Source organism: Streptomyces sp. S6, assembly GCF_054880855.1.
In genome coordinates this window covers 1-10,469 of sequence record NZ_JBTYMC010000237.1, presented here as the reverse complement: position 1 = coordinate 10,469, position 10,469 = coordinate 1, and the positions used below count along the sequence as shown (strand labels likewise).

General features: G+C 70.1%; 8 protein-coding genes, 1 pseudogene and 1 riboswitch. Of the genes and pseudogenes, 4 read left to right on the top strand and 5 right to left on the bottom strand.

Features of this window, described 5'->3' with window-relative positions:
* From ACVNF4_RS26155 to ACVNF4_RS26145, 3 genes and pseudogenes are all read right to left on the bottom strand, one after another.
* A pseudogene (locus ACVNF4_RS26155) lies at positions 1-269 on the bottom strand (M23 family metallopeptidase); the annotation flags it as partial.
* A 14-nt stretch (positions 270-283) separates the two neighbouring features.
* Positions 284-432, bottom strand: a riboswitch (cyclic di-AMP (ydaO/yuaA leader).
* A gap of 255 nt (positions 433-687) precedes the next feature.
* Entirely contained in the window at positions 688-2,058 is a 1,371-nt protein-coding gene (locus tag ACVNF4_RS26150) for a M16 family metallopeptidase (RefSeq protein WP_461805326.1), read from the bottom strand.
* A 17-nt stretch (positions 2,059-2,075) separates the two neighbouring features.
* A complete protein-coding gene (locus tag ACVNF4_RS26145) occupies positions 2,076-3,470 on the bottom strand; it encodes a M16 family metallopeptidase (protein WP_461805325.1) in 1,395 nt (464 codons plus the stop codon).
* Between the two features lie 372 nt (positions 3,471-3,842).
* Here ACVNF4_RS26145 and ACVNF4_RS26140 point away from each other — a divergent pair, with 372 nt between their 5' ends.
* Complete coding sequence (locus tag ACVNF4_RS26140; RefSeq protein ID WP_461805324.1) at positions 3,843-6,299, top strand: DNA gyrase/topoisomerase IV subunit A; 2,457 nt, start codon at positions 3,843-3,845, stop codon at positions 6,297-6,299.
* Here the strand turns inward: ACVNF4_RS26140 and ACVNF4_RS26135 are convergent.
* Complete coding sequence (locus ACVNF4_RS26135; RefSeq protein ID WP_461805323.1) at positions 6,296-7,432, bottom strand: CobW family GTP-binding protein; 1,137 nt, start codon at positions 7,430-7,432, stop codon at positions 6,296-6,298. The genes ACVNF4_RS26140 and ACVNF4_RS26135 overlap by 4 nt on opposite strands.
* 320 nt (positions 7,433-7,752) lie before the next feature.
* Between ACVNF4_RS26135 and ACVNF4_RS26130 the strand changes: the two genes are divergently transcribed.
* From ACVNF4_RS26130 to ACVNF4_RS26120, 3 genes are all read left to right on the top strand, one after another.
* Positions 7,753-8,250 (top strand): DUF6082 family protein, encoded by a 498-nt coding sequence (locus tag ACVNF4_RS26130; protein ID WP_461805322.1) that lies wholly within the window; start codon positions 7,753-7,755, stop codon positions 8,248-8,250.
* Between the two features lie 208 nt (positions 8,251-8,458).
* Complete coding sequence (locus ACVNF4_RS26125; RefSeq protein WP_461805321.1) at positions 8,459-8,698, top strand: hypothetical protein; 240 nt, start codon at positions 8,459-8,461, stop codon at positions 8,696-8,698.
* 179 nt (positions 8,699-8,877) lie between these two features.
* Complete coding sequence (locus tag ACVNF4_RS26120; protein WP_461805320.1) at positions 8,878-9,501, top strand: DUF6082 family protein; 624 nt, start codon at positions 8,878-8,880, stop codon at positions 9,499-9,501.
* Between the two features lie 71 nt (positions 9,502-9,572).
* Here ACVNF4_RS26120 and ACVNF4_RS26115 read toward each other — a convergent pair.
* The coding region (locus tag ACVNF4_RS26115; protein ID WP_461805319.1) for a citrate/2-methylcitrate synthase at positions 9,573-10,469 on the bottom strand (897 nt) is incomplete at its 5' end.

The window sequence follows — 10,469 nt, the reverse complement described above, 5'->3', positions numbered from 1 at the left end:
CGCACCGCCTCGTTCCGCGCGCGGGTCGCCGCCCGCTGGACGGCCTGCTCCTGCACGGCCGCGTGGTCGTCGGCGAGCGCGGCGACGGTGTCCAGGCGCATGGTGACGGTGTCGTCCATGGCCACGACGGTGTTCGCGGCGGTCGGTTCGGGGGGAGAGCCGGCGGCCAGCGCCGAGGTCGTCAGCGCCGCTATGCCCGCCGCGCGGGCGGTCGTACGCTGCATCCGGCCCGCCTTGCGGCGCCTGCCGGGGGCGCAGGTGAACGCCATGGGATCGAGTTCGTCCTTTCCTTCCCTGTCGCCTACCGGGTTAGCTGACGGGTTCGGAGCAGGAAGGTCTCCTACGGGCGCGGGCGCCCGATTCACCCCAGGGACGGTGTGGGTCCCCGGCTCCCCCGGCTCGCGCCGTAGGGGGACTCGGCGATCGCTGTCCGGTGCCGCGGTGTGCGGCGTACTGCCCGACGAACAGCCCGGACGACGCTAGAGGGGCCACCGTCGATTCCCAAACGCACAGCGGTTTTTGTAGCGCACACCACAGGCCAGAGCCGAACCCTCCGGGAGGAAACGGTCATCCCCGGCCGTCTTCGGGAAAGCGCGTTCGGGAAGGGTGTCGCTGTGCGAACGGTGAACACGCGCGTGGGGGACGCCGGATGTCCGGCGTCCCCCACGCGCGCGTGCCCGCTGGTGCCTACTCGGCCGTCACGACCCGCACCGGGCCGATGCCGAGAGCCTCGACCGGTTCCTGGATCTCCTTCGCGTCACCGACGAGGATCGTGACGAGGCGGTCGACCGGGAAGGCGTTGACGGCGGCGGCGGTCGCCTCGACGGTGCCCGTGGCGGCGAGCCGGCGGTACAGGGTCGCCTGGAAGTCGTCCGGGAGGTGCTGCTCGACCTGGTCGGCGAGCGTCCCTGCGACGGCCCCGGCGGTCTCGTACTTGAGCGGCGCCACACCGACGAGGTTCTGGACGGCGAAGTCGCGCTCGGCGTCCGTGAGGCCCTCGGCGGCGAGCGTGCGCAGGACGGTCCACAGGTCCGCGAGGGCGGGACCGGTGTTGGGCGTGTCCACGGAGCCGCTGATGGCCAGCATGGAGGCGCCGGAGCCGTCGGGCGCGGACCGCATGACCTGCCCGAAGGCGCGCACGCCGTAGGTGTAGCCCTTCTCCTCGCGCAGGACGGCGTCCAGACGGGACGTCAGGGTCCCGCCGAGGCAGTACGTGCCGAGCACCTGCGCGGCCCACACGCGGTCGTGCCGGTCGGCGCCGATCCGGCCGATCAGCAGCTGCGTCTGGACGGCGCCCGGCCGGTCGACGATGACGACGCGCCCGGTGTCGTCCGCGGTGATCGGCGGGACGGGCCGGGGCTGCGCCGAGGAGCCCGTCCAGGCGCCCAGGGTCTCGCCGAGCAGGGCGTCGAGGTCGATGCCGTTCAGGTCGCCGACGACGACCGCGGTGGCCGTCGCGGGGCGCACGTGCCGGCCGTAGAAGGCGCGGACGGCGGCGGCGTCGATCTTCTCGACGGTCTCCTCGGTGCCCTGGCGCGGGCGCGACATGCGCGCGTCGGCCGGGAACAGTTCCTTGGACAGTTCCTTGGCGGCCCGCCGGGACGGGTTGGCCAGCTCGTGCGGGATCTCGTCGAGCCGGTTTCGCACCAGCCGCTCGATCTCGCCCTCGGCGAACGCGGGCGCGCGCAGGGCGTCGGCGAGCAGCCCGAGCCCCTTGGCGAGCCGGGAGGCCGGGACCTCCAGGCTGAGCCGGACGCCGGGGTGGTCGGCGTGCGCGTCGAGCGTGGCGCCCGCGCGCTCCAGCTCGGCGGCGAACTCCTCGGCGGAGTGCCGGTCGGTGCCCTCGGAGAAGGCCCGCGCCATGATCGTCGCGACGCCGTCCAGGCCGGTCGGCTCGGCGTCCAGGGGCGCGTCGAGGAGGACCTCGACGGCGACGACCTGCTGGCCGGGGCGGTGGCAGCGCAGGACCGTCAGCCCGTTGGCGAGGGCGGCGCGCTCGGGCGCGGGGAACGCCCAGGGCTTGGCCTCGCCCGCCTGGGGCTGCGGGTGGAAGTCCATCGTGGCGAGCTGCTCGGTCACTTGGCCGTCTCCTCGTTGTCGTCGCCGGCCTCTACGGTCGCCTCGCGCGCGGGGTCCCCGGGGACGTCCGCGTCCTCCTCGGTGTCGGGGTGCTTGGGCTCGTAGACGAGCACCGCGCGGTTGTCGGGCCGCAGCCGGGCCTGCGCGACCTCCCGGACCTCCTCGGGCGTGATCTCCAGCACGCGCTGCACGGCCGTGAGGGCGAGCTGCGCGTCGCCGAACAGGACGGCGTACCGGCACAGTTCGTCCGCGCGGCCGGCGACGGTGCCGAGCCGGTCCAGCCACTCGCGCTCCAGCTGGGCCTGCGCGCGCTCCATCTCCTCGGCCGTCGGGCCCTCCTCGGCGAACCGGGCGAGCTCCTCGTCGATGGCGGCCTCGATGACGGGCACCTCGACGTCCCCGGACGTCTTGACGTCCAGCCAGCCCAGGGAGGGCGCCCCGGCGAGCCGCAGCAGGCCGAACCCGGCCGTCACGGCCGTCTGGTCGCGCCGTACGAGGCGGTTGTACAGGCGGGAGGACTCGCCGCCGCCGAGGACGGTGAGCGCGAGGTCCACCGCGTCCCCCGCGCGCGTGCCGTCCTCGGGGAGCCGGTAGGCGGCCATCAACGCGCGCGCGGGGACCTCCTCGACGACGACCTCGCGCAGCTCACCCCCGATGACGTCCGGCAGGGAGCCGTCGCGCGGCTCGGGCTTGCCGTCGTGCGCGGAGATGGAGCCGAAGTACTTCTCGACCCAGGCGAGCGTCTGCTGCGGGTCGATGTCGCCGACCACCGAGAGGACCGCGTTGTTCGGCGCGTAGTAGGTGCGGAAGAACGCGCGCGCGTCCTCCAGGGTCGCCGCGTCGAGGTCGGCCATCGAGCCGATCGGCGTGTGGTGGTAGGGGTGGCCGTCCGGGTAGACGAGAGCGGTCAGCTTCTCGAACGCGGTGCCGTAGGGGACGTTGTCGTAGCGCTGGCGGCGCTCGTTCTTGACGACGTCGCGCTGGTTCTCCATGGACTCGTCGTCCAGGGCGGCCAGCAGGGAGCCCATGCGGTCGGCCTCCAGCCAGAGGGCGAGCTCCAACTGGTGGGCGGGCATGGTCTCGAAGTAGTTGGTGCGCTCGAAGCTGGTGGTGCCGTTGAGGGAGCCGCCGGCGCCCTGGACCAGCTCGAAGTGGCCGTTGCCCTTGACCTGGGCGGAGCCCTGGAACATCAGGTGCTCGAAGAGGTGGGCGAGGCCTGTGCGGCCCTTGACCTCGTGGCGCGAGCCGACGTCGTACCAGAGGCACACCGCCGCGACGGGGGTCAGATGGTCCTCGGAGAGCACCACGCGCAGGCCGTTGGCCAGGCGGTGCTCGGTCGCTGTCAGGCCCCCGGAGCCTGCCTGGGCGGTGGCCGTGTGACCCATGGGCATGTACGTCCCTTCGATCGCGGACGCGGTCGTCGAACCGCGGAGTTTCCTGCCGGTCCTGTCACTGTATGCAAGCGTGCGGACGGTCGGCGAAGTTCCCGGCGGACGTACGCCGAGAGCGGATCGCGTAACCTGCGGGCGACCGCGGGGGAACGGCTCGTGCTCGTCCGGCCGGGTCCGCGGCACCGGGCCTTGGCCCGCGTTGTCAGTGCCACGGTCCACAATGGTCGACGTCAGACCCTTGAGACACCTCACGCACGAGCGAGTCCGGCCCTCCCGGGGCCAGGGCTCTTAGGGGCAGCGGGCAACCCGGCCCGCCCGGCACCGACTTGAGCGCCCCGCAGGTAAGCGACCAGAAAAGAGGAGCCGGCAGCGATGGCCCGCCGCAGCACGAAGACCCCACCGCCCGACGACTCGTTCGAGGAGCGGATCCTCGACATCGACGTCGTCGACGAGATGCAGGGCTCCTTCCTCGAGTACGCCTACTCGGTCATCTACTCCCGCGCCCTGCCCGACGCCCGCGACGGTCTGAAACCGGTGCATCGCCGGATTGTGTACCAGATGAACGAGATGGGTCTGCGCCCCGACCGCGGCTACGTCAAGTGCGCCCGCGTCGTCGGCGAGGTGATGGGCAAGCTGCACCCGCACGGCGACGCGTCGATCTACGACGCGCTGGTGCGCATGGCGCAGCCGTTCTCCATGCGCGTGCCCCTCGTCGACGGCCACGGCAACTTCGGCTCCCTGGGCAACGACGACCCGCCGGCCGCGATGCGGTACACCGAGTGCCGGCAGGCCGAGGCGACGAGCCTGATGACCGAGTCGATCGACGAGGACACGGTCGACTTCGCCCCGAACTACGACGGCCAGGAGCAGGAGCCGGTGGCGCTGCCGGCCGCCTTCCCGAACCTCCTGGTCAACGGCTCCTCGGGGATCGCGGTCGGCATGGCGACGAACATGCCGCCGCACAACCTCGGCGAGGTCGTGGCCGCCGCCCGCCACCTGATCCGCTTCCCGAACGCGGACCTCGACGCCCTGATGAAGTTCGTCCCGGGCCCCGACCTGCCGACGGGCGGGCGGATCGTCGGCCTGGCCGGCATCCGGGACGCGTACGACACGGGCCGGGGCACGTTCAAGATCCGGGCGACGGTCGCGGTCGACACCGTGACGGCCCGCCGCAAGGGCCTCGTCATCACCGAACTGCCCTTCACCGTCGGCCCCGAGAAGGTCATCGCCAAGATCAAGGACCTCGTCGGCTCGAAGAAGATCCAGGGCATCGCCGACGTCAAGGACCTCACCGACCGCGCGCACGGCCTGCGGCTGGTCATCGAGATCAAGAACGGCTTCGTCCCGGAGGCCGTCCTGGAGCAGCTCTACAAGCTGACTCCGATGGAAGAGTCCTTCGGCATCAACAACGTCGCCCTGGTGGACGGCCAGCCGCTGACGCTGGGCCTCAAGGAGCTCCTGGAGGTCTACCTCGACCACCGCTTCACCGTCGTCCGCCGCCGCAGCGAGTTCCGGCGCGGCAAGCGCCGTGACCGGCTGCACCTGGTGGAGGGCCTGCTGACGGCCCTCGTCGACATCGACGAGGTCATCCGGCTGATCCGCTCCAGCGACAACAGCGCGCAGGCGAAGGAGCGCCTGATGGAGCGCTTCTCGCTGTCGGAGGTCCAGACGCAGTACATCCTGGACACCCCGCTGCGCCGGCTCACCCGGTTCGACCGGATCGAGCTGGAGTCGGAGAAGGAGCGGCTGAACGCGGAGATCGCCGAGCTGACCCGCATCCTGGAGTCGGACACCGAGCTGCGCAAGCTCGTCTCGGCCGAACTGGCCGCGGTCGCGAAGAAGTTCGGCACCGAGCGGCGTACGGTCCTGCTGGAGTCGTCGGGCGCCACCGCGTCCGCCGTGCCGCTCCAGGTGGCGGACGACCCGTGCCGGGTACTCCTGTCGTCGACGGGCCTGCTGGCCCGCACGGCGAACGGCGAACCCTTCGCGGCGGAGGACGGTGCCACGCGCGCGAAGCACGACGTGATCGTCTCCGCGGTGCCCGCGACGGCGCGCGGCGAGATCGGGGCGGTGACCTCGGAGGGCCGGCTCCTGCGGATCAACGTCGTCGACCTCCCGCAGCTCCCGGACACGGCAGCGGTACCCAACCTCTCGGGCGGCGCCCCGGTCTCGGAGTTCGTGTCGCTGACGGACGGCGAGACGCTGGTCTGTCTGATGACGCTGGACGAGTCGTCGCCGGGCCTCGCGCTCGGCACGGAACAGGGCGTCGTCAAGCGCGTGGTGCCGGACTACCCGGCCAACAAGGAGGAGCTGGAGGTCATCACCCTCAAGGAGGGCGACCGGATCGTCGGCGCGATCGAGCTGCGCACGGGCGAGGAGGACCTCGTCTTCATCACGGACGACGCCCAGTTGCTGCGCTACCAGGCGTCCCAGGTGCGCCCGCAGGGCCGTCCGGCAGGCGGTATGGCGGGCATCAAGCTGACGGACGGCGCGAAGGTCATCTCGTTCACCGCCGTCGACCCCGCGGCGGACGCCATGGTGTTCACCGTCGCGGGCTCGCGCGGCACGCTGGACGATTCCGTGCAGACGACTGCCAAGCTGACCCCGTTCGACCAGTACCCCCGCAAGGGGCGTGCGACCGGCGGCGTGCGCTGCCAGCGGTTCCTGAAGGGCGAGGACTGCCTGTCGGTCGCCTGGGCGGGGGCGGTTCCCGCGCGGGCGGCGCAGAAGAACGGCATGCCCGCCGAGCTGCCGGAGATCGATCCGCGGCGGGACGGGTCGGGGGTGTCGCTGCCGAAGACGGTGGCGGTGGTCGCGGGGCCGTTCTAGTCCTCGCCGGGCGCGGAGAAGTCCTCGTCGGGTTCGGCGAGTTCCGGGAGGCCATCGGGGAAGTCCTCGGCGGCCTCCTGTTCGCCCTCCGGGTCGCGTACGTACCTCAGGACGCCCCACATGCCGCGCTCGTCGGCCTGTGGGGCGTCCTGCACGCACGCGTGGAGCTGCTTGTCGAGCGCCTCACGGTCGATCCCGGTGCCGATCAGGACGAGCTGTGTGCGCCGTTCCTCGTCCTCGCCCCAGGGCTCCGGGACGAACCTGAGGAACCGTCCGACCGCGTGCACGGCATAGCGGTTGAGGGGGTCGCTCGGCCCGAGGTCGAGGTACCCCTTGATGCGGTACAGCCCTTCGGCCCGGCCGTCCAGGAACGCCATCAGGCGGCGCGGGTCGAGGGGTGCGGTCGCGGTGAAGGAGAGGCTGTCGTACGCGGCGTGCAGGTGGTCCGCGTGGCCGCCGTCGTGGCCGTGCGGGTCGTCGTGCCGGTGCAGGTCGTCGAACGAGAGCTGCCCGATGCGCTCCTCGCCGGGCCGGCAGTCGAAGAGGAACTCCGGGTCGACGCGGCCGTAACGGGCGGGGACGACGGCCGCGCTCCCGGCCAGTGAACGAACGAGCCCGAGCACACGTTCCCCGTCGTGCGCGCGGTCCAGCTTGTTGACGACGACGAGGTCGGCGAGGCCGAGGTGCCGGTCGATCTCGGGGTGCCTGGCGCGGGTGACGTCGAACTCGGCGGCGTCGACGACCTCGACGAGCCCGCCGTACTCGATCGCCGGGTGTTCGCTCGCGAGGATCATCCGGACGAGTTCACCGGGTTCGGCGAGGCCGCTCGCCTCGATGACGATGACGTCGACTCCGACGGCGGGCGCGGCCAGGCGGGCCAGGTAGGAGTCCAGTTCGCTCGCGTCGACCGCGCAGCACAGGCAGCCGTTGCCGAGGGAGACGGTGGAGTCGCCGAGGGCGCCTGCGACGGCCATGGCGTCGATCTCGATCGCCCCGAAGTCGTTGACGATCGCGCCGATCCGGCTGCCTCCGCTGCGGTGCAGCAGGTGGTTGAGCAGGGTCGTCTTGCCGGAGCCGAGGAATCCGGCGAGGACGACGACGGGGATCTGCTGCGGGGTGCGGCCCTGCGCCACGTACGACCTCTTTCGCGCCTGCGCGTACGCCGGTTCACGCTCCGGAGCACGGCGGTGGAATGTCTGCGACCTCAGGATACGAGCCGGAAGAATCACCGCGAAGTGAACGATTGTTAGCAGCTCGTCCGGGGCAGACGTGAGGCAGGGCGCCGGGGTGTGCGACCCTCGCTTCCTTCCGTGCGCCTCTTCTCCGCCTCCCCGCCGATCAGAGCCGCTCGGCACTCTGGGAGACGGCACGCGCCACCCACCGCTTCGCCGGTCCCCGTCACCACACCCGCACCCCGACGACCGGCGCACGGCCGCCTGGACCGGGGGTTGACATGGCCACACAGAAGTTTGGGATACGGGGGTTCGGCTCAGCCGCACAGACGGGTCTCACGACCGCGCTCAAGGCGGTCGCACGACGCCGTCGGCACGCCGTACTCACCGAACAGCACCGGCTCCACTTCGACCTGCTCTGCAAGGCCATGGACGATCCGGCCCTGGCCGCGGTGCTGGACACCTACGAGTCCGTCGTCGAGCCGCAGAAACAGCGCCAGTTCCTCTTCGCCAACGCCTTGTACGTGAATGCCTTGTATTACTATCGGATTGGCGCCATGAACAAGGCAGAACTCCACGGTCACCTGCGGATCATCTGCCAGAACCAGATCTTCCGCGAGTACTGGGAAGCCACTGGTCCGCATCGCAAGAGCTTGCCCAGCACCTCCGAAGAGGCTGTGCTGGGACGCATGATGGACGGACTGATCCAGGACCTCGACGCCGCAGACACCGACGAGTGGTGGGTGGTGGGTAATCCTCCTGCGGAGGATTCGCCCTGACCGACTGTCAACTTCACTCGACTTCACGACACCAAGTCCACCCTCCACGAGCCAGGGAGTGGATATCTTGTCGCTGGCCCCATCCGGGCACTCCGACGAGACACCCCAGCGATCGGAGACGGACCACTCCGCCGCACACGCCCGCCCGGAGACCACCGCGCTCGGATGCCCACATCTTTTCTCCGAGCCATAAGGTTGGTATATCCCTGTGAAGATCGTGCGCCGTATGGGAGTCCCCCCTCGGGAACGGGGCAGCGCCGCCGGCCAGTCCTGCCCTGACATCTTCGAGCTTTCGGACGGAAGCTTCGCCGTCATCGGACGTGAAGCCACGTCCGAGCTCGACCCCCTCCTTCCGGCCGATGCGTCGCGCGCCGAATACGAACGAATCGTGATCATCACTCGCGAAACCCTGTTGCGCGCCAAGAAAGATATTCCGGATATCGAGTGACATATCTTTTCGGAACTTGATGCGATGCCTCGCGCTCTCCTCGAACCCGTTTCCTTCCTTCCCACCGGGGAAGTCTCCTGTGCGACTTCAGGGAGGGCTTCTTGGTACAGGAATCCGCGTGGCACTCGGTAAGAAGATCCGTCATATGGTTCGCCCTGACCACTGTCGGCATCGCCCTCGTGGGTATCGTCTCGATCGTGGTCAGCGGCTGGCTCCTGGACGGCGTGGAGGAGGCCAACGGTGGCTTCCAGACCGCTGCGCGGCGCAGCGCGTTGGGTGACTACTTCGGTGCGGCCAGCGCCGTCTTCTCCGGCATCGCCGTACTCCTCCTCGTCGTCACACTGTCCTTCCAGCAACGCGAACTCCGGCTGCAACGGGAGGAACTCTCCCTCCAGCGGGAGGAACTCATCGCATCCCGAGAAGAATTACACAGGAGCGCGGCGGCCGATCTGCGGGGGTTGCATATCCAGCTCACGCAGATGCAGATGAACGACCCCACCCTCGCCGAAGTGTGGAACGACTGGCCCGGACAGGACCCGGCCACCGTACGACAGTTCCTCTTTGCCAATCTCACGTACAGCCAACTCCTGCTTCATCACGAGTGGGGTGAGATGCCGGAGGAAGAAATCATCGCGCATGCCCGCAGACTGCTCAGAAGTCCGATTTTCCAGCGGTACTGGGTTCTCTCTCGGGAAGCGAAGCAGCTTCTTTCTCCGGATGGGCCGGAAGGGCGTTTCTTTCGATACTTCGACCAGGCCCTGCGAGAAGTCACGAACCCGGAAGACCGATCTCCGTCACCCTGAGTGCGGCCCTCTCCGACGTGGTCGGCTCGGGACCTCGCAAGGCATGACCGACCCACGAGACACAGTCCGGTTCAGTTGCGAACCGGTACCGCCACCGGCGCCTCCGGTCCCACATACCGTGCCGCCGGGCGGATGATCTTCGGGTCCTGGGACTGTTCCAGGATGTTCGCGCTCCAGCCGATGACGCGCGCGGCGGCGAAGGTCGGGGTGAACATCTCGCGGGGGAGGCCGCAGAGTTCCATGACGACCCCGGCGTAGAACTCGACGTTGGTGTGGAGTTCGCGGCCGGGCTTCAGTTCGGCGAGGATCGCCTCGACCTGGCGCTCCACCTCGACCGCGAACGCGACGCGCGAGCCTCCGAAGCGCTGGGCGATCTCGCGGAGCATGCGGGAGCGGGGGTCCTCCGTGCGGTAGACGGCATGACCGAATCCCATGATGCGGTCGCCCGCCTGTACATGTTCCCGGATCCAGGGATCAATGCGGTCAGGGGTGCCGATCGCGTCGAGGGTGTCGAGGGCACGGCTGGGCGCCCCGCCGTGCAGGGGGCCGGAGAGCGCGCCGACGGCACCGACGAGGCAGGCGGCGACGTCCGCACCTGTTGACGCAATGACGCGCGCGGTGAATGTCGACGCGTTGAAGCCGTGATCGATGGTGGAGATCAAGTACTGCTCGACGGCGCGGGCTTTATGTTGATCGGGTTCGGTACCGGTCAACATGTACAGGTAGTTCGCGGCGTACGACAGGTCCCGCCGCGGCTCGACCGGTTCGAGCCCCTCGCCCAGCCGGTACAGCGCGGTGAGCAGCGTGGGCACAGCCGCGGCGGCCACGAGCGCGTCCGTGCGCCGCTGCTCCGCGTCGGTGTCGTACACCGGCCGGAACCCCTTGACCGCGCCCAGCAGCGACAGCGCCGTCCGCATCCCCGCGAGCGGACCGGCGCCGCCCGCGCCCGACGCGGCGATGACGGGCAG

What these genes read in the sequence shown, in the direction of transcription:
- ACVNF4_RS26150 (WP_461805326.1), bottom strand. Translation starts at nt 2,058, where the DNA reads ATGGACTTCCACCCGCAGCCCCAGGCGGGCGAGGCCAAGCCCTGGGCG.
- ACVNF4_RS26145 (WP_461805325.1), bottom strand. Translation starts at nt 3,470, where the DNA reads ATGCCCATGGGTCACACGGCCACCGCCCAGGCAGGCTCCGGGGGCCTG.
- ACVNF4_RS26140 (WP_461805324.1), top strand. Translation starts at nt 3,843, where the DNA reads ATGGCCCGCCGCAGCACGAAGACCCCACCGCCCGACGACTCGTTCGAG.
- ACVNF4_RS26130 (WP_461805322.1), top strand. Translation starts at nt 7,753, where the DNA reads ATGGCCACACAGAAGTTTGGGATACGGGGGTTCGGCTCAGCCGCACAG.